We start from the raw sequence: 17,277 nt of genomic DNA, 5'->3' as shown, positions 1-17,277 counted from the left end.
CCTTTTTTTTAATTCCACATGAAATTCTGAAAATCCTTCTTTATGGCGCAAAATTCCTATTTTATTTTTTTGTGGCGATCAGATCGATCTCGATGAGGGCATCCTTTGGTAAGCGGGAGACTTCTATCGTAGTCCGGGCCGGCTTATGTTCGGAAAAGTATGAAGCATAAACCTGATTCACTTTGCCGAAGTCCTCCATATTTTTTAAATAGAGGGTTGTTTTCACCACATTTTCAAGTGAAAATCCCGCCGCTTTAAGAATCGCCGTCAGATTTTCCAACACCTGTCTCGTCTGCGCTTCAATCCCTCCCTGGACGATCTCCCCTTTTTCATTTAGAGGAATCTGTCCGGAGGTAAAGAGCATCCCTTCGGCCAGTACGGCTTGGGAGTATGGACCGATCGCTTTCGGCGCTGCGTCCGTAAAAATGATTTCCATATTTACCACTCCTTCGTTTGGAAATAGTTACCCAGCTCAACTTCGATCTTCTTTGTTTTATCATCGATGCGAACCAAGCGGATGAGGGAAAGATACCGGTCTACCACTTTCTCTCCTTCTGCCATTCCCTCCACAAATATGCTTACTCCCACCAATTCCGCTTTAAATTCCTGCAACAGCTCTTTCATTCCCCGAACGGTTCCCCCTGCCCTCATAAAATCATCGACGATAAGGACTCTTGATTTCTCCGGCAACATTCTGCGGCTTAACGACATAGTCTGGATCCTTTTGGTTGAGCCGGAAACATAGTTAAGTGTTACGAGGGAACCCTCCGTAATTTGTGAATCCCTGCGAACGATCACGACCGGGACATTTAAATGATGGGCACAGGCGTAAGCCAGGGGGATTCCCTTCGTTTCCACGGTCATCACCACATCAATGGGTTCATTCCGGTAATAAGAGGCGATCATTTTCCCTAATTCATGGATCAGTCTCGGATTTCCCAACAGATCGGAGATGTAGAGATACCCACCCGGCAAGATCCTCCCCGGATCTTGCAGTTTCTCAAGTAATGCGTTGATTTTCTTCCTCGCTTCTGCAACAGGCATGTAAGGGATATAGAGGACTCCACCTGCCGCCCCCGCCCGGGATTGAAGTAAACCTGCCCCTTCCTCCTCCAGAACTTCTTTAATGATGCTCAAATCTTCACTGATGGAAGATTTGGCCGCTCCATATTCCCCTACAAATTCCGTCAATGAGAAAAGTCGATGAGGATTCTCCAGAAGCCTTCTGGTCATATCTACCATGCGGGCACTTCTCTTTCTCTTCATCATTCGCCCTGCTCCCTATAAAAACCGAATATTCACAGAGAAATATATCAGAATATACGTGTTTACGCAACACCTATTTCTCTTCTTCCTGTTAGGCGCACCATATAAACCTCTTTGCAAAAGCCTCGAAGGGCATTATACACCCTAAAAGCCCTCGATTCGTGCCGAACAAGGGTATAGATCGTAGGGCCGCTCCCCGACATGAGAACCCCTTCTCCGCCGAAACGAATCATCCTTTCTTTTAGTTTTTTTACTTCCGGATAAAGGGTGAAGGTGACCGTCTCCAATACATTTCCCATCGAGGCGACCACCCCTGAAAAATCCTTCTCGGCGAGGGCCCTAAGCATTCTCTCATGATCCGGCCGCTCTTTAATCTGATCCAAACGAAGTTTTCCATAGACCTCCGAGGTGGATACACCGATCGGAGGCTTGGCCAACACCACCCAGGAAGGAGGTGGCGAAGGGAGCGGCGTCAGCACCTCACCTCTGCCGGTGGCCAGCGAAGTCCCGCCATAAAGGACAAAAGGGACATCGGAGCCGAGACGGGCTCCTACTTGAGCTAATTGTTCAAAATTTAGACCTAAATTCCAAAGTTGGTTCAGCCCTTTCAGGGCAGCGGCCGCATCGCTGGACCCCCCGGCCAGGCCTGCCGCTACCGGAATGTTCTTTTCGATGTATATTCGTACCCCTTCTTTTACTTGAAACTCCCTTTTCAGAAGAAGGGCCGCCTGGTGTGCCAAGTTTCGCTCATCGGTGGGGATGGCACCTGCGGAAGAGGCTACGTAAATTCCCCCATCCCTAGCTTTCATTAAGGTTAACCGGTCCGAAAGATCAATGGTGGTCATGACCATCTTTACCTCATGATATCCATCCTCTCTTTTCCCGAGCACATCGAGCGTAAGGTTAATTTTTGCCGGTGCTGTCACCATCACTTCTTCCAAATCCGTATCCTCCTAGACGCTTAGGTTTCCCTATTTTACCACTTTTATCTTCGCAAAAAAAGAGCCAGGTGGACCACCCCGGCTCTCAGTTCCCTTGTTTTCGTAAATTTTCCTCCGCAATTTGAATGGCCCGTTTTACCATATTTCCGGCATCCCGGGTGGTAATTCCCCCCCACCCCTTATCCTTTACGGTATCATAAAACCCGAGGTCTTTGGCTAATTCCTCCTTCAATGCCCGGGACATCATTCCCCTTCTTCGTCCCATGTTTCCTCCCTCCTTTCCAATGCCCGCTGATCGGGCATCTGCCTATAGTATGGCTCAGAAGAAACAGTGACATTCTCCCACCACCTACGCTCACGCTTAGAGGTGGGGGGTTCTCGGGTAATCCCATCCCTTTTCGGAGAGAAGTTAAAAAACAGTAAGACATTGTCTTACTGTTTTAAAGGAAGTACTTTTGCGCTATGGTGCGTAGGTGATTCTGACCGATTCCTTACCCGTTAGCACCGTGAGTTCTACGGTCTCCGTTAGGATATCGGCATAACTGTAGGAAACTCGCTTAAAAGGCTCTTGCTCGTCCAATTTAACAATAAAAACAGAAGGATATGTCTCCTCTAAAACACCCGACCGCTCAATGGTTTTTCGACGGCCCCCGTTCGCCTTTAGCATGATCCGCTGTCCGACGTACCCTTCTAACAGATGTTTAATATCCGTTAAGGCATTTCTTCCCATCGGATGTATCACCTCACATTATGTATTATATCACGTGATATATAGTATGTCAAATAAAATGATAATTATAGCAGGATAAAATCTCCTCTGTCAATTAAAAAATATTAATCCGGCATCGCCAGCCTCATCGTGCCCCTTGTTTCAATCCCCCCGATCCCTTCATTTCCCGCCTTTGTAAACTGAATGGCATCCAGCAATGGGACCGTCTCACGAATTGATGTATAGGAAATCTTCTCCACCACCCGTACCGGATCTAACGCATGAATATTTACCCTTCCCGGAGAACTGGCGAAATTGGCACCGGAATCCATCATCCCTTCATAATAAGATTGACAGGCCCCGGCGAAAATGATGAGATTATCCTTATGCCGTTCATATTCCGTCCGGGCTCGTCTCACTGCCTCCATGAAGTGATGGGAGTTACGGTAAGATTTAAGATCCTTTTCCCCCCTCTCCCGATTGCGGTAGGAATCATGTCCGGTAATGACCAATATATCGGGTTGATATTTTGTCAGCAGAGATAAAACCGCCCGTGGGATCTCCCGCTCTTCCATATGAACTCCCACAGCAGGAATCCCCAGCCGTTCATATTCTCCCATGCAGAGGGCTAAATATCGGGCATCCCCGTCCATGTGCAGAACTTTTCCGGGATATGCATGATAAGCTTGCCCCGGTCGATTCGGGGGTTTCATATACTGAACCGGTTTGATTTGCCCTCCGTTCCGATTCGCATCCCTGTAAGGTACGGAGTCTTCTTCCTCTTTGACTACTTCCAGGTCGTCTAAAGGGGAGTCTGCGATCAGCCTCCAATCGATTCCCTTTAGTACAGCCATATTATCCTCGTGTTGGATAAAAATGACGCGAAAGAGGATATCCTTTCCATACGATTTTCGGACAACCACATTCCCTACTTTGATCCCTTTCTTCATGGATCTCCCTCCCATCTATCCTCTATCCTATGTAGGCATAGACCGGATGGTGAACGGGAGAAGGGGATGAGGCATGGTGGAATGAGAAGGGAAGAAAAAAGGGAGCTACCGATGGGATGATTTGGTGAGGCGGTCGGCGACGGAACTTGCTCCATAGGAATAAGGTTTAATTTTCACCACATACCCTACGGAAGTTACCCACCCTACCACTTCTTGAATCATTGCCCGGGTCTCTCCCCTTTGACCGATATCAATATGGATTTCTACCGGAAGATCTACCAATTGTTTCAACAAATTATCTTTTTCAATTTGTTGGATCACCGCCAAGCTGCGGGCAGTCTCATGATATATCCGGTTCCTTAAGTCGAAAATCGGTTTTTCCCTTTTTCGGTTGAAGAAAAATCGGGCTCCTTTCCCAATGCGATGTATGATCAGTGCGGTAACCAAAATCGTTTCCTTCGCCGTCGTCTGGGAATCGGTACCGATCACCAATTTATATGAGCTATTCGGATCTTCATGAATAAAGGATTCCGTGAAAGATATCACTTCTTGAAACGTAAGCCTGCCGTATGTGGGGCTAATAAAATACATCTTTCTTCCTCCTTTTATAAATGGGGTTGTTACAATTGAAGCCGTCTCTTATACTTTATCATATGATCTATTCGTAAAGGAGTTTTTCACCCCTTTTTTTAACCCTTTCTCTCCAAATTAAATTGGAAAGTGTGGAAAATTCTTGGATGGTAAGAGTCTCACCCCGACGCTTGGGGTCTATCCCTCCTTCTGAGAGGAGAGATGAGAGATTTTGTTCCAATTCGGGAAAGGCGCTGCGCAAATTATTGAAGAGGGTTTTACGGCGGTTAGCAAAAGAGGCCCTAACCACTTGGAAGAAAAGGTTTTCTTCCTCCACGCGAACGGGAGGGAACGCGTAGAGCATTAGGCGAATCACCGTGGAGTCCACCTCCGGTTTCGGATAGAACACTTCTTTAGGAACCTGCAGCACCTTTTCCACCTTGGCAAAATATTGGCATGCAATGGAGAGGGCTCCATACTCCTTTCCACCAGGTTCGGCTGCGATACGGTCGGCTACCTCCCTTTGTACCATCACCACGATGGAGGTAAGAGGAAGTTTATCTTCGAGAAGGCGCATCAAGATAGGCGTTGTTACATAATAAGGAAGATTTGCAACTACATGCACCCTCTTCGTCTCCTGAAGAAGGAAAGAGGTGATTTCATGGAGATTTATTTTTAAGATGTCCCCATGGATGATCCGGATGCTTTTCCAGTCTCTAAAGATATCCGACAGAATCGGAATGAGCCGACCATCGATCTCCACAGCGACGACCTTTTTTGCCCTCTTCGCGAGTTCCGCCGTTAGTACGCCCACCCCCGGTCCGATCTCAATCACTCCATCCTCTGACTCCAAATGGGCGGATTCGGCGATTTTTTTCACCATATTCGGATCGATGAGAAAGTTTTGTCCTAAGCTCTTTCTTAGGGAGACCCCATATTTTTTTAAAATCTCGCCGGTTTTCCAGGTTATCCTTTCCTCATTTCCCATCCCGCTCCCCCCTCAGCGCCTTCTCATATGCGTCGAGAAACTCCTCCCGGGAAATGGAGAAAACGCGGAGGCGCATATGAAACTGCTTGCCATTCGCATACCCAATCCCCAGGATCTCCCCCACTTTTCCTCTAAGCATAGAGGAGCGCTTGCTTCCAACCAAGCCTAAATCAATCAGTTCTTCCCAGGAAACGGGTTCTATCCCCCCCTCCTGTTCTGTGCGGAGATGAGAAAGTGCTTTACGGATCGTTTCAGGAGATGCATTTTCTACGCCGATGTCTCCTTCTTTCCATCCCTCTTCCTTGGATATGAAGGCATGCTTTACCCCCGGGATTTCCCGGCTGATTCGTTTCCGAATCGTTTCCCCAGCATGATCGGGGTCGGTGAGGAGAATCACCCCCCTTACTTTCTGCGCACGTCGGATTCGCAATAGAACGGATTCCGAAACGAAAGCCCCTCCCGTTTCGATCGTATCCGCGTTTACGGCTCTTTTCACTGCGGCCGTATCATTTTTCCCTTCCACCACGATCATTTCCTGAATCATTTCTTTCTCTTCCGCCATGCTTACGCCTTCTCCAATCTCTTATTATACATGATTTTACATGATTCTCTTTGATTTTTTACAACCATTTTACATATTGCTTCCGTTTGATAAAGAAAAAAGGGAACCTGAAGTTCCCCTATCTGGCCGTTGGTTTTTCCGGTCCAATGACATAAACCGTATATCCCCGCTTCAAACCAAAGCCTTCAGCCTTTTGATCATCGGCAAAGAAGATATCGATCTTCTTTCCTTTCACGGCACTCCCCGTGTCTTCCGCACGGTACAGGCCAAATCCTTCAATGTAAATCCACCACCCAAGCGGAATCAGATCGGGGTCTACGGCTACGGTTCTCCCTTCCCTGGCAGGCAAGCCTGAACGGGTGATGCCATACCCCGGATCCCCCGGATTTTTACCTGTATGCTCTTCCCCCGGACCGTAAGCGGTTAGCTTCACATTGGTTAAGATTTTCCTCGGGCTAAAAGCATATCCTCCTAGAGAAACCGGTTGCGCCGTCCCGGAGAGGACCACTTGGTCCTTCGGCTCTCGTACCACTTCCTTTTGCATAGGGATAAGATCCACGAGTTTCCCGTCGTGATACCTCGCTTTATAGGTCACTTTCGCCTCTCCTGGGATTCCGGCGATGGACACTCTCTTCTCTCCCTTTGCTAAAGCGGCGGTCTCTTTTACTTTCGTCTGGAACATCATCCTCTCTGTCGCTGCGATGGTCCGGAAAGAAACATCCACGACCTCCACCTTTAAGCCTGGGATGATCGGAGTATTTCTCCGGGGAGTTACCTGATCCTCTTCATCTGGATGAACCCCCATGATTTCTAAGAGCCCTCCCACCGTTTGGGCGGTGGTCCAAACCTTTCTCTCCCCCACTCCAGGTAATTTCACCATTACCTGTTTCGCTTTCCGCACCATCACTTTCAGGTTTTTACGGACCGGCGTGTCCGGTGTGGGAAACACGAAATCCTCGGGATGTATCGTAATCCCTTCCTGCCGAAGAAGTTCCCCCACCGTACTCGCGGTGGTTACCACTTTCCGCACCTGAGTCTCGGTGTAGAGTGTAACCGGTTTGGAGCGATCGAGGCTCACCCCAAAAGAGAGGGTGCTGGACAAGCTGAAGAAAAAAAGGGTTGGCAAAATAATTTTTTTCATTGATTCACCTCATCATACCACGGTGACCCGTTCGTTTTTAAAAACCATGGTATGACGGAAAAAAGAGACTCTTCTCTTGGTGTCTCACTCCTTTAGATGTAATGCATTAACGGCATTGCGATAGGTGATCTCCTCGATCTCCTCCACCGTTAAACCTCTTAATTCCGCCAATTTCTCCGCAACGAGTCGGACATAGCCCGACTCATTGCGTTTTCCCCGGTAGGGATGGGGAGTTAAGTAGGGCGAATCGGTTTCGATTAAGATCCATTCTAAGGGGATCATTTTCGCCACTTCTTTCGGTCGGACGGCATTTTTAAAGGTAATAGGGCCACCGAAGGAGATATAAAATCCTAAGCGAATGCATTCTTTAGCCATCTCAATGCTGCCGGAAAAGGCGTGCATAATTCCACCAACTTCATCTGCCTTTTCCTCTTTCAGGATGCGCAAAAGATCCTCATGTGCATCCCGGTCATGAATGACGATGGGGAGTTTTCTCTCCTTCGCCAAGGCGATCTGAGCGCGAAAGACCTTTTGCTGGACCTCGCGGGGTGAGGTATCCCAGTAATAATCGAGGCCAATCTCTCCGATCGCCACAACTTTAGGGTGTTGCGTAAGTTCCCCGAGCCATGCCAAATCTCTCTCTGCAAAATCATGGGCATCTTGGGGATGCCAACCGACCGTAGAATAAATATAATCATATTTCTCCGCTAATTGCAAGGAAGAAGGAATCGAATCACGGTTATAACCGATATTCAAAATTCGATCTACCCCTGCTTCTTTCGCTTTCCTCAGCACTTCTTCCCGGTCCTGGTCGAATTCTTCCGCATTTAAGTGGGCATGGGTATCAAATAGCATTTCGGGATCGTTTCCCTCCGTTTTTAATGAATTGGCATCGTTGACCATTGAATAAAACTGTCCAATCCATCCTTCATTTCACAAGGGTGCCGTTGGGTATTTCCTTCGGAAGGGTGGCCACCTTCAGCGTATCCCCTTCTTTAGCCGCCAAGATCATTCCGTAAGAGTCGACCCCCCTTAGCTTGACCGGCTTTAAGTTTGCCACGAGAATCAGCTTCAATCCGATCAGCTCCTCCGGTTTGTAATACTCGGCAATGCCGGAGACCACTTGCCTTTTTTCCGTGCCAAGATCAAGGATTAACTTTAATAATCGATCGGCCCCCGGAATTCGATCTGCTTCTATCACTTCCGCCACCCGCAGTTCCACTTTTGCAAATTCATCAATATTGATCAAACCATTTTCTTTTTTCATTTTTTTCGCTTCAATCCCCTTATCCTCCGTGGCTTTCTTTTCTTCGTCCATCCTACTTCTCGGTTCCTTCCCAACCGGTTCTTTGCCATCTCGCAACTCGATTTTCTCTTTTCCTTCCCGTGCCTCCTGAAGTCTTTTGTTTTCCTCCGCTTTTCGTTTTGCTTCGGCGGTGTATTCGTCAATCGCAGCAATTTCAGCCGTTATGTCGAGGCGGGGAAAGAGGGCTTCTCCTTTATACACCCTTTGCCCTTCGGGAAGCAAGCCCCACCGGCCCGCATCCTCCCAGGATAAACCTTCCTCTCCCGACCTAAACCCCAGCTGTTCCCAGATCTTGGCGGGAGTCTTCGTCAGAAAAGGCTGAATCAGAATGGAAATAATGCGGATGCTCTCCGCTAAATGGTAGAGAACGGTGCCGAGCCTTGGATGGTTCTTTTCCTCCCGGGCCAAAGCCCAAGGTGCATTATCGTCAATATAGCGATTCGTTTGCCGAATCAATGCCCAGATCTCCGCCAACGCTTGACCAAATAAAAGCTTTTCCATATGGTCCTCCACTTTCCCTTTGGTGGCCATGGCCAATGAGATCAGCTTTTCGTCTCCTTCCTCCCGCTGGCGGGCATGGGGAATCTTCCCGTCGAAATATTTCTCAATCATCGCCAACGTTCTGCTGACCAGATTCCCCAAGTCGTTGGCCAAGTCATAATTGCAACGCTGGATAAAGGCTTCCGGTGTAAATATCCCATCTTGACCAAATGCGATTTCCCGCAACAGGTAATAACGGATCGCATCGGAACCGTAGCGGCCAATTAAAAATTTAGGGTCAATCGCATTCCCCTTCGATTTGGACATCTTCCCATCCGGCATCAGCAGCCAACCATGGCCAAATACCCTTTTCGGAAGGGGAAGGCCTAACGCCATCAGCAAGATGGGCCAGTAGATGGTGTGGAAACGGAGAATATCCTTTCCGATTAAATGAATATCCGCAGGCCAATAGCGGGAGAATTTCTCCTCATCCCTGCCGTATCCGATGGCGGTAATGTAATTGGAGAGGGCATCAATCCAGACATAAATGACATGATTCGGATTGCCCGGAACCGGAATCCCCCAATCGAAACTGGTACGGGATACGGAGAGATCTTCTAAACCCGGTTTTAGGAAATTTTGAATCATCTCGTTTCTTCTCGATTCCGGCTGGATAAATTCCGGATGTGTTTCAATGTAATGAAGAAGTTGATCCTGATATTTGGAAAGTCGGAAGAAATAACTCTCTTCTTTTACCAAAGAGACGGGACGTCCACAATCCGGGCAGAGATACTCATCCCCCTTCTTCGCCTGGAAAGGGGTCCAAAAGGCTTCACATTCCACGCAGTAGTAGCCCTCATATTCCCCCAGGTAGATATCTCCTTGATCCATTAATTTCCGAAAAATCTCCTGAACGACCTCTTCATGCCTTTCTTCAGAGGTTCGGATAAAATCGTCATAGCTGATATCTAGCTGCCTCCAAAGATCTTTAATCCAATCCACGATCGGATCAATGTACTCCAGCGGTTTTTTTCCGGCTCCTTCCGCTTTCCGCTGCAGTTTCTGGCCATGTTCGTCCGTCCCTGTTAGATAAAACACATCAAACCCCTTCAGCCGCTTGTAACGGGCCATGGCATCGGCGGCGATCGTCGTGTAAGCATTGCCGATGTGAAGGGTTGAACTGGGATAATAAATCGGCGATGTGATGTAAAAAGCAGGTTTCATTTCATCTTCCTCCTCTTGGATCATCTTGCTTGTAATCGAATCCCCTGAAATTCTTTTACCAACCGGGGAAATCCTAATCTTAAAAACAACAAAAGAAAAAACCCACCCCTTGCTTGGGGCGAGTTCGATCCCGCGGTACCACCCAACTTCTCCCTTTCCCCATGGGCAAAGGGACTTCATTCCTCTTCATGCCGTCCGATAACGCCGGATACGTCTCCCCCTACTCTCCTCTTCGTGGGAGCAACATCTGGGGCCATTTTCACCATGACGGCTTTGCCGGTTTCCACCCTCCCGGCTCTCTTTGAAAGCAAGATCATGGCTACTCTTCCCTTCATCGTTTTTCTTCTTTGCACTAGATTGTTAAAATTATACAAAAAAGAGTCCCATGTGTCAAGAGTATTCTTCCATTCGTTCTCTGTATTTCCTTAATTTAAGGAAATTATATCCATTTTTCTCTCCCCCTATTTCCTCAAAAAAGAGAGAATAAAGGCGAAGTGGAAATTTTTATCATTCCCAATTTGCACGTGAAGAGAAGCCTCGAAGGTGTACGTGTTATTAAAGTTCCTGCAATATTTACAATTTTTTTCCTGCAAATGTTATTGACTTTTATGGGAATGCTTGGTATCATACAAAATGTACAAGGTTGTCGAAAATTGATACAAAGAGAACGTAAGGAGAGGGTACATTTATGATTAAATCTACGGGGATTGTTCGTAAAGTAGATGAACTGGGCCGCGTTGTGATCCCGATTGAGTTGCGCCGTACCTTGGGTATCGCAGAAAAGGATGCTTTAGAGATCTATGTTGACGGAGAAAAGATCATCCTTAAAAAGTATGAGCCTGCTTGTATCTTCTGCGGTAATGCAGAACAGCTGACTTACTACCACGGCAAAGTGATCTGCCACCACTGCATTGAAGCATTGGTAGAAGAAGATAAAAAAGCGGTTACCCGCTAATGAACATCCCACCTGTCTTCGGGCAGGTGGGATTATTTCACATGAATCGCTTGATATACTTCTCTTTTTGAGATCTTTCTCTCCTTCGCCACGGTGAGGATGGCTTGCTTACGATCCATCCCCCTTTGCACCCAGATTTCCACATGTTCCTTAATACTTATCCCATCCCACCAGTTTATTTTCTCCGAGGATTCTTCCTCGGCCGACCCTTCCACCACCAGGGTGATCTCCCCTTTGATTTCCTCCCCATCCAACCAAGAAGATATTTGAGTCAGGCTACCCCGGATCCACTCCTCATGCCTTTTTGTCAGCTCCCTGGCTAAAACGGCCTTCCGGTCTCCTAAAATCTCTGTCATATCTTTAAGAGTACTCTTAACACGGTGGGGAGATTCGTAGAAGAGGAGGGTGGCCTTTGCCTCCTTCCATCGTTCCAGTTCCTCTATCCTTTCTTTTCTGTTTCTTGGGAGAAATCCGATGAACAAAAAGGGCTGGGTGGGAAGACCGGAGGCGATGAGGGCACTGATGGCTGCGTTTACTCCCGGGATTGGAATGACCCGAATCTCCTCCCGCACAGCCGCCTCCACCAGCTCTTGGCCTGGATCGGAGATGCCGGGTAAACCGGCGTCACTTACCAAGGCGATCTGCTTTCCTTCCTTAAGTTGTTTGATCAGCTCTTCCATTCTTCCTTTGCTGCTGTGTTGATGGTAACTGATGAGGGGAGTATGTATATCGAAATGAGAAAGGAGTTTTCGTGTGACACGCGTATCCTCCGCTGCGATGAAATCAACCTCTTTTAATGTATGAATCGCCCGTTCGGTCATATCCTGAAGATTACCGATGGGGGTTCCAACCAGATAGAGGACGCCCCCCTGTTCCGTCGCAAAACTTTTAACTCTCTTCACTTTGCTTGCTCCTTATTCTCGGCTATCCCCGTGGCAGGAGGAATCCCTTCGTAAATTCTTCTCATTTCCTCCGTATATTCCCCCTTCTCATCATGCACGAATAACGGAGGCAGAATCTTCATCTCCTTTCCCCCATCCCGGATTCCCTCAACCAAAACCAGATTCGCCTCTCTCCCCGGTCTCGGATGGACAAGGCGGAGAAGCTTCGGCTCAATGCGGTAGGTACGCATAAGGGCGAGAAGATCTACGAGACGAGAGGAACGAAAGACATAAGCTACTCTTCCCCCGGATCGGACAAGCCGACTAGAGGTACGGATCACATCCTCTAAGGTGCTGAGAAGTTCATGCCTCGCAATGGCAACATGGAGATTCACATTCTGATCAGCCGTTCCCTTTGGAATGTAGGGTGGATTACAAGTGAGGTAATCAAACCTCCCATCTCCGAAACGAGCCGGCATATCTCTAATATCCCCCAGGATAAAGGAAACCCTCTTCTCCAGTTGGTTAATCTTTCTGCTTCGTTCCGCCATATCCCACAGGCGTTCTTGAATCTCTACGCCGTAGATTTCGCCCTCCGTCTTTTGGCTGATGAGAAGAGGAATCACTCCTGTCCCAGTGCACAAGTCAATGATCCGCCCTTTCTTGGGAACATTGGCAAAATGAGCCAATAGTATTGCGTCGATAGAAAAGGAAAAAACCTCTTTGCTCTGAATGATTTTTAGCCCCGATTTGGAGATAAGGTCAAGCCGCTCCCCTGGGTGAATCTCCATAAACCTCTTTCCTCCTTTACTCCTTACCCCCTAACCGTTTATTCAAAAAAGAGAGGCAGAACAGGCAATCCCCCTCTTGCCGCATACTTCCATAATATTGGTTGCAAATATGGAAGCCTTCGTAATAAAGGCGGCCCAAGTTATCCACCCCTTCTCCGATCGGATTGGTTTTTCCCTCCTTAAGATCCCCTTTCTCCCCACGTTCTTGTAACCTTTCCCTGAGATTGTGATTTTCCAGTGAGAGTTTATAATGATCTTCTAGGAGTGTTTTAAGCTGTCTTTTTAATTGGCCCAATTGTTCATATAAACGGCCAATATTTTCCTCCATGGATTCTACTTCAGCAAAAAGATCCTTCCTCTCCACTTTTTCACCTCAATCCCCATACGGATCATAATTGATCTCTTTTACTGCAAATTTTTCGCCATAAAATCGAGGACTTCATCCAGAGAGAATTGCAACACCCGGTTTAAATCATAAATCTCTACTTGTACCCATTTATCTAACAGGTTCAGTGCTACCACCCTCCCCGTTCCCGAGGGGGTGATCACTTCTTCGCCGATATCGGGGAGTGATTCTTTGGCCGATTCATAATTGTCGTTCTCATACTTCAGGCAACACATCAATCTACCGCAAAGTCCTGAGATCTTTGCTGGGTTTAAAGATAAATTTTGATCCTTTGCCATTTTTATCGATACCGGTTCAAAATCGCCTAAGAAAGAGGAGCAGCAGAGGACTCGGCCACAAGGGCCGATGCCGCTTAGCATTTTTGCCTGATCCCTAACACCAATCTGTCTAAGTTCGATCCTGGTACGAAAAACCGCTGCCAGATCCTTTACCAGTTCCCGAAAATCTACTCTTCCGTCAGCGGTAAAATAAAAGATAATTTTATTCCGATCATAGGTATATTCTACATCAATCAGTTTCATAGGCAATTGATGGGCTTTTATCTTCTCTTGACAAATCGTAAAAGCTTCTTTCGCCAATTCCTGATTCTTCTCGACCACCTGGATATCCTCTTCATTGGCGATACGAATCACCGGTTTTAACGGAAGAACGACATCTTCTTCCCCCACCATTTTTCTTCCAATAACCACTTTGCCATACTCAATTCCCCGAGCGGTTTCAACGATGACTCCGTCTTCTTTTTCGACGGGCCATTCACCCGGATCAAAATAATATATTTTACCCGCTTTTTTAAAGCGAACACCGATTACTTCGTACATCCTTCTCCTCCTACATCTGCAGGATCATCTGTTCCAATGCAAAGAGGGAATGGGATGATTCATACGCCCATCTCCCATTTAATATATTCATGATTCGACGTTCCAAGTCCATCAAACTGAAGGATTTAACCCAATCATTCAATTGAGTTAAACAATCCAGGTTAGCCACTTCATCCGTCCTTCCCAACGCGAGCTGAAGCGCATCCCTGTGCCATATTAAAGTTAAGTCAAAAAATATAGGAATTTCATCTTTTAATAATTCACTAAGGAGGAATTCTTCATGAAATGAGGTAAGGACTTTTCCACGGTCCTCCCAATTCCTTTGATAAAATTTTATCACTCTTTGACGAAGTTCTGCAAATGATTCCTTGTGACAAAGATTTAAAGCTTCTTCCTGATTTCCTGCGATAAGGGCGGCAACCCGGGCTTCCCCCACTCCTACTCCTTCTTTCTCCACCTGCATGGCGATCTCCTTCCAGGGTTTGTCCAACAAATGGAAGGTTTGGCACCTGGAATGAATGGTGGGAAGGAGCTGCTGAGGTCTTTCTGTTAGAAGGATGGCTACGATGCTTCCTGTCGGCTCTTCTAAAAATTTTAAAAGACGATTCTGCGCTTCCTTGGTCATGCTTTCTGCTTGGTGAATGATATAGATCTTTCGGGGGGATTCCACTGTTTTTCGGCTAAATTCCTCCTGAAGGAGACGGATTTGTTCCAACTTGATGGAACCGCCATCCGGCAGAACCTGGTAAACATCCGAATGATTCCCTGATTCAATTCTTTTACATGATCTGCACGTATCACAGCTATCCCCGTTTCCGCCTTGAAGACAAAGAAGGGATTTCGCCAATTGAAGAGCCAGCTCCCCTTTCCCAGATCCCTTGGATCCCATGAATAGGTAGGAGTGGGAAATCCTCCCCCCTGCAACAGCTTTTTGTAAAATCCCCGCTATTTTCTTTTGATAGATGAGATCTTTCCACATAATTCCTTCTTCTTCCTTTAAAAATGACGATACTCTTCGATATTAAGCACAAAAACGGTTGCTCCTCCCACTTGTACCTCAATCGGATAAGGGACGTAAGATTCGGCCGTCCCTCCGATGGGGGAAACAGGAGAGATCATCTGCTCCCTGGACTTGCAACTCTTTTGAATCACTTGAAGAACGGTCTCCACTTCGTGATCCTGTACACCGATCAAAAACGTGGTATTCCCCGCCTTAAGAAAGCCTCCCGTGCTGGCAAGCTTTGTCGCCCGAAAATTTTCCTTTACCAGCGCATTGGCCAATTTGTTGCTATCTTGATCCTGCACCACAGCAATAATCATTTTCATCCATGATACCTCCTATTCATCATAAATGTAAATTTGGTCATCATAAACCCCATAGACGGAATTCCCTTCTCTTCTCCATGCGAAAAGCCACTCCATCGCTTCTTTCTCTACCGTTTCCCCTTCAAGAAGAAGGGGAATTCCCGGCGGATATGGAATAATCATCTCTCCAGCTCTTTTCCCGACGGCTTCCTCTAGTGATATTTTTCTTTTCTCCCTGGGCAGGGAGTCAAAGGCGATCACTTTTTCTTTCCCCCAGATCTCCATGGGGTAGGGGATCTGCTTGGGAAAACGAGCTTTCAGGCTAGGTAGGGAGAAAGAGGTTAACGCTCTCCACAACTTATCGTAATCTTCTGCGGTATTTCCTGGGGTAAAGACAAAAACCAGATGATAAGGAGTAACCATTTCCAGAAAGATTCGGAGCGATTCCAAATGTTCCTTCAGTCGCTGACCCCAACCTTCAGGGAGGAGGAGAACCAGCCGGAGAGGGTCATCGTTTTCCACAACCTGTAGCCATGGGAGACTTTTTAACCGCTCCCTAAGTCTCCTCATCTCTTTCATGGCTCTTTCGAATGCTTCCTCTCCGTAGAGGACCAAGTGCCTCCGTGCCAGATCCAGAGAGGCTAGGAGAGGATAGGAAGGACTGCTTGATTGAATAGCGGAAAGCCATTCTTTTACCCCTTTCCAGCCGATTCTCTTACCCTGCCAATGAATCATAGAGGCCATCGTCATCGCCGGCAAGGTCTTATGAATCGACTGAACCACCGCATCGGCCCCTTGTTGCAGTGCGGTAGGCGGAAAAGAAGAATGAAACTTGAAGTGAGCACCATGGGCCTCATCCACCATGAGGGGGATCCCCTCTTTATGGGCTGCAAAGACAACTTCATGAAGGGAGGTCGCATAGCCGTAATAATTCGGGCTTGTAAGAAAAAGGGCATTCATCTTATGATCTGCTAGAAGTGAAAGAAGTATTTTTATGTTCACTCCTTTGGGTAATAGGGATAAATCATCGATAACCGGTGGTAGGAGCAGCCCTTTTTTCCTAGCCAATTTTAGCCCGTTAAAGACGGATTTGTGTGAATCCCTTTGGACCCCGATCGTTTCAGCTTTTACCCCGAGGAGTAAAGCGAGGATTCCTGCGGTGGTCCCTCCGACGAGGAATTTCGTCCCACCCGCACCAAAGGCATCCCGAGCCAGTTCCTCCGCTTCCTTAATGACGGACTCCGCATGATGGAGATCATCGAGCCCAGGTAATTCCGTTTGATCTAAGTAGAGGATCCCGCCGAAATCCTTTATCCCCTCGCGATCAAAGAAATTTCCTTGCTTATGGCCTGGAACATGGAAGGATATCTGTTCTTTCATTTTAAGCAACGCTTCATATAGAGGTGCACGACTCTGAGAGATCATAACAACTCCTGAATAAAATCTATATTGTATTTAGTATAACAGAAATTTAAAAAAAGAGGCCTTTTTTTTTGCCTCTTTTACGCATCTTGCTTTAACCAAATTTTCTTTAATTTGTGGATAAAGTCGTTATACCGGTGATCGCTTACTTCCGTCCTTACCATCTCCTGTTCACATTCGTTGCAGATAAAACTCTTCCAAATATCTATTCCTTCTTCTTTCTCCGTGTCACAGATGATACATCGAGGCATTCTATTCACATCCTTCTTTTTTTACCAGCCTTGACGGTTTCTACTTGCTTTATACATATATTATGATAAAAAAGAGAAGGTGCATGTTCTTTCCCATATAAAAAACCGACGGGTTCGCTCGTTTTTACAAGCTGACCGTCGGTTTTCTCCCATTGGCCTGGCAACGTCCTACTCTCCCAGGGGGTCGCCCCCCAAGTACCCTCGGCGCTGAAGAGCTTAACTTCCGTGTTCGGGATGGGTACGGGTGTGTCCTCTTCGCCATCGTCACCAGACTTCTCTCTTTCGCCTTTCGGCTTCTTTCGGGAACTTTC

General features: G+C 47.1%; 22 protein-coding genes, 1 rRNA gene and 1 other annotated feature. Of the genes, 1 reads left to right on the top strand and 22 read right to left on the bottom strand.

Features of this window, described 5'->3' with window-relative positions:
• Positions 1–61 precede the first annotated feature (61 nt).
• The 12 genes from THEAE_RS0118810 to metG all read right to left on the bottom strand — a co-directional run bounded on the left by THEAE_RS0118810 (position 62) and on the right by metG (position 10,137).
• Positions 62–436 carry a RidA family protein gene (locus tag THEAE_RS0118810; RefSeq protein ID WP_005588560.1) on the bottom strand — a complete coding sequence of 125 codons (375 nt, stop codon included), beginning with the start codon at positions 434–436 and terminating at the stop codon, positions 62–64.
• A gap of 2 nt (positions 437–438) precedes the next feature.
• A complete protein-coding gene (gene purR / locus THEAE_RS0118805) occupies positions 439–1,269 on the bottom strand; it encodes a pur operon repressor (protein ID WP_005588561.1) in 831 nt (276 codons plus the stop codon).
• 59 nt (positions 1,270–1,328) lie between these two features.
• Positions 1,329–2,195, bottom strand: a complete 867-nt coding sequence (gene ispE, locus THEAE_RS0118800) for a 4-(cytidine 5'-diphospho)-2-C-methyl-D-erythritol kinase (protein ID WP_039945551.1) — start codon at positions 2,193–2,195, stop codon at positions 1,329–1,331.
• A gap of 97 nt (positions 2,196–2,292) precedes the next feature.
• Positions 2,293–2,472: a small, acid-soluble spore protein, alpha/beta type gene (locus tag THEAE_RS0118795; RefSeq protein WP_005588562.1), complete on the bottom strand. Its 180-nt coding sequence runs from the start codon at positions 2,470–2,472 to the stop codon at positions 2,293–2,295.
• A 195-nt stretch (positions 2,473–2,667) separates the two neighbouring features.
• Positions 2,668–2,937, bottom strand: a complete 270-nt coding sequence (gene veg / locus THEAE_RS0118790; RefSeq protein WP_005588563.1) for a biofilm formation stimulator Veg — start codon at positions 2,935–2,937, stop codon at positions 2,668–2,670.
• A gap of 104 nt (positions 2,938–3,041) precedes the next feature.
• Entirely contained in the window at positions 3,042–3,866 is an 825-nt protein-coding gene (gene yabG / locus THEAE_RS0118785; protein ID WP_005588564.1) for a sporulation peptidase YabG, read from the bottom strand.
• A gap of 105 nt (positions 3,867–3,971) precedes the next feature.
• The gene (locus THEAE_RS0118780; RefSeq protein WP_005588565.1) at positions 3,972–4,457 is read right to left on the bottom strand and encodes a ribonuclease H-like YkuK family protein; all 486 of its coding nucleotides are present in this window, start codon (positions 4,455–4,457) and stop codon (positions 3,972–3,974) included.
• Between the two features lie 67 nt (positions 4,458–4,524).
• A complete protein-coding gene (gene rsmA / locus THEAE_RS0118775) occupies positions 4,525–5,424 on the bottom strand; it encodes a 16S rRNA (adenine(1518)-N(6)/adenine(1519)-N(6))-dimethyltransferase RsmA (protein ID WP_028988477.1) in 900 nt (299 codons plus the stop codon).
• Positions 5,414–5,986, bottom strand: coding sequence for a ribonuclease M5 (gene rnmV / locus THEAE_RS0118770; protein ID WP_245605590.1), 573 nt, complete (start codon positions 5,984–5,986; stop codon positions 5,414–5,416). Before rnmV ends, rsmA begins: the two co-directional genes overlap by 11 nt.
• Positions 5,987–6,104: 118 nt before the next feature.
• The gene (locus THEAE_RS21770) at positions 6,105–7,127 is read right to left on the bottom strand and encodes a resuscitation-promoting factor (protein WP_005588567.1); all 1,023 of its coding nucleotides are present in this window, start codon (positions 7,125–7,127) and stop codon (positions 6,105–6,107) included.
• 84 nt (positions 7,128–7,211) lie between these two features.
• Positions 7,212–7,982 carry a TatD family hydrolase gene (locus THEAE_RS0118760; RefSeq protein WP_028988475.1) on the bottom strand — a complete coding sequence of 257 codons (771 nt, stop codon included), beginning with the start codon at positions 7,980–7,982 and terminating at the stop codon, positions 7,212–7,214.
• A 73-nt stretch (positions 7,983–8,055) separates the two neighbouring features.
• A complete protein-coding gene (gene metG, locus THEAE_RS0118755) occupies positions 8,056–10,137 on the bottom strand; it encodes a methionine--tRNA ligase (protein ID WP_028988474.1) in 2,082 nt (693 codons plus the stop codon).
• A 111-nt stretch (positions 10,138–10,248) separates the two neighbouring features.
• Positions 10,249–10,481: a binding site (T-box leader), on the bottom strand.
• A 344-nt stretch (positions 10,482–10,825) separates the two neighbouring features.
• On the opposite strand from metG, the gene THEAE_RS0118740 reads away from it, so the two are divergent.
• Positions 10,826–11,092, top strand: a complete 267-nt coding sequence (locus THEAE_RS0118740; protein WP_005588570.1) for an AbrB/MazE/SpoVT family DNA-binding domain-containing protein — start codon at positions 10,826–10,828, stop codon at positions 11,090–11,092.
• A 32-nt stretch (positions 11,093–11,124) separates the two neighbouring features.
• Here the strand turns inward: THEAE_RS0118740 and rsmI are convergent, their stop codons facing one another.
• The 10 genes from rsmI to rrf form a co-directional block, all read right to left on the bottom strand.
• Entirely contained in the window at positions 11,125–11,994 is an 870-nt protein-coding gene (rsmI, locus tag THEAE_RS0118735) for a 16S rRNA (cytidine(1402)-2'-O)-methyltransferase (RefSeq protein ID WP_005588571.1), read from the bottom strand.
• The gene (locus THEAE_RS0118730) at positions 11,991–12,764 is read right to left on the bottom strand and encodes a tRNA1(Val) (adenine(37)-N6)-methyltransferase (protein ID WP_005588572.1); all 774 of its coding nucleotides are present in this window, start codon (positions 12,762–12,764) and stop codon (positions 11,991–11,993) included. The genes rsmI and THEAE_RS0118730 overlap by 4 nt, the downstream gene beginning before the upstream one ends.
• Before the next feature lie 16 nt (positions 12,765–12,780).
• On the bottom strand, positions 12,781–13,128 hold the full coding sequence (yabA, locus tag THEAE_RS0118725) for a DNA replication initiation control protein YabA (protein ID WP_005588573.1): 348 nt from the start codon (positions 13,126–13,128) through the stop codon (positions 12,781–12,783).
• Positions 13,129–13,169: 41 nt separating this feature from the next.
• The gene (locus tag THEAE_RS0118720; RefSeq protein ID WP_005588574.1) at positions 13,170–13,988 is read right to left on the bottom strand and encodes a PSP1 domain-containing protein; all 819 of its coding nucleotides are present in this window, start codon (positions 13,986–13,988) and stop codon (positions 13,170–13,172) included.
• Between the two features lie 10 nt (positions 13,989–13,998).
• Complete coding sequence (gene holB, locus THEAE_RS0118715) at positions 13,999–14,967, bottom strand: DNA polymerase III subunit delta' (protein WP_005588575.1); 969 nt, start codon at positions 14,965–14,967, stop codon at positions 13,999–14,001.
• Positions 14,968–14,984: 17 nt separating this feature from the next.
• Positions 14,985–15,314, bottom strand: a complete 330-nt coding sequence (locus THEAE_RS0118710; RefSeq protein WP_005588576.1) for a cyclic-di-AMP receptor — start codon at positions 15,312–15,314, stop codon at positions 14,985–14,987.
• A gap of 12 nt (positions 15,315–15,326) precedes the next feature.
• Positions 15,327–16,718 carry an aminotransferase class I/II-fold pyridoxal phosphate-dependent enzyme gene (locus tag THEAE_RS0118705; protein ID WP_005588577.1) on the bottom strand — a complete coding sequence of 464 codons (1,392 nt, stop codon included), beginning with the start codon at positions 16,716–16,718 and terminating at the stop codon, positions 15,327–15,329.
• Positions 16,719–16,795: 77 nt separating this feature from the next.
• Complete coding sequence (locus THEAE_RS0118700; protein WP_005588578.1) at positions 16,796–16,966, bottom strand: sigma factor G inhibitor Gin; 171 nt, start codon at positions 16,964–16,966, stop codon at positions 16,796–16,798.
• A 5-nt stretch (positions 16,967–16,971) separates the two neighbouring features.
• Positions 16,972–17,130 (bottom strand): hypothetical protein, encoded by a 159-nt coding sequence (locus tag THEAE_RS23195; RefSeq protein ID WP_156920669.1) that lies wholly within the window; start codon positions 17,128–17,130, stop codon positions 16,972–16,974.
• Positions 17,122–17,238: ribosomal RNA gene (rrf, locus tag THEAE_RS0118695) — 5S ribosomal RNA — on the bottom strand. Before rrf ends, THEAE_RS23195 begins: the two co-directional genes overlap by 9 nt.
• Between the last annotated feature and the right edge of the window lie 39 nt (positions 17,239–17,277).

Source organism: Thermicanus aegyptius DSM 12793 (assembly GCF_000510645.1).
GTDB lineage: Bacteria > Bacillota > Bacilli > Thermicanales > Thermicanaceae > Thermicanus > Thermicanus aegyptius.
This window is presented reverse-complemented; position numbering and strand designations above follow the sequence as displayed.

Excerpts from the sequence above, each read along its gene's own strand:
- THEAE_RS0118740 (WP_005588570.1), top strand. The coding sequence starts at position 10,826 with ATGATTAAATCTACGGGGATTGTTCGTAAAGTAGATGAACTGGGCCGC.
- holB (WP_005588575.1), bottom strand. The coding sequence starts at position 14,967 with ATGTGGAAAGATCTCATCTATCAAAAGAAAATAGCGGGGATTTTACAA.
- THEAE_RS0118705 (WP_005588577.1), bottom strand. The coding sequence starts at position 16,718 with ATGATCTCTCAGAGTCGTGCACCTCTATATGAAGCGTTGCTTAAAATG.
- THEAE_RS21770 (WP_005588567.1), bottom strand. The coding sequence starts at position 7,127 with ATGAAAAAAATTATTTTGCCAACCCTTTTTTTCTTCAGCTTGTCCAGC.
- THEAE_RS0118780 (WP_005588565.1), bottom strand. The coding sequence starts at position 4,457 with ATGTATTTTATTAGCCCCACATACGGCAGGCTTACGTTTCAAGAAGTG.
- rsmA (WP_028988477.1), bottom strand. The coding sequence starts at position 5,424 with ATGGGAAATGAGGAAAGGATAACCTGGAAAACCGGCGAGATTTTAAAA.
- THEAE_RS0118720 (WP_005588574.1), bottom strand. The coding sequence starts at position 13,988 with ATGTACGAAGTAATCGGTGTTCGCTTTAAAAAAGCGGGTAAAATATAT.
- rnmV (WP_245605590.1), bottom strand. The coding sequence starts at position 5,986 with ATGGCGGAAGAGAAAGAAATGATTCAGGAAATGATCGTGGTGGAAGGG.
- ispE (WP_039945551.1), bottom strand. The coding sequence starts at position 2,195 with ATGGTGACAGCACCGGCAAAAATTAACCTTACGCTCGATGTGCTCGGG.
- THEAE_RS0118700 (WP_005588578.1), bottom strand. The coding sequence starts at position 16,966 with ATGCCTCGATGTATCATCTGTGACACGGAGAAAGAAGAAGGAATAGAT.
- THEAE_RS0118810 (WP_005588560.1), bottom strand. The coding sequence starts at position 436 with ATGGAAATCATTTTTACGGACGCAGCGCCGAAAGCGATCGGTCCATAC.
- THEAE_RS0118795 (WP_005588562.1), bottom strand. The coding sequence starts at position 2,472 with ATGGGACGAAGAAGGGGAATGATGTCCCGGGCATTGAAGGAGGAATTA.
- THEAE_RS0118710 (WP_005588576.1), bottom strand. The coding sequence starts at position 15,314 with ATGAAAATGATTATTGCTGTGGTGCAGGATCAAGATAGCAACAAATTG.
- THEAE_RS0118760 (WP_028988475.1), bottom strand. The coding sequence starts at position 7,982 with ATGCTATTTGATACCCATGCCCACTTAAATGCGGAAGAATTCGACCAG.
- metG (WP_028988474.1), bottom strand. The coding sequence starts at position 10,137 with ATGAAACCTGCTTTTTACATCACATCGCCGATTTATTATCCCAGTTCA.
- yabG (WP_005588564.1), bottom strand. The coding sequence starts at position 3,866 with ATGAAGAAAGGGATCAAAGTAGGGAATGTGGTTGTCCGAAAATCGTAT.
- purR (WP_005588561.1), bottom strand. The coding sequence starts at position 1,269 with ATGATGAAGAGAAAGAGAAGTGCCCGCATGGTAGATATGACCAGAAGG.
- THEAE_RS0118730 (WP_005588572.1), bottom strand. The coding sequence starts at position 12,764 with ATGGAGATTCACCCAGGGGAGCGGCTTGACCTTATCTCCAAATCGGGG.
- veg (WP_005588563.1), bottom strand. The coding sequence starts at position 2,937 with ATGGGAAGAAATGCCTTAACGGATATTAAACATCTGTTAGAAGGGTAC.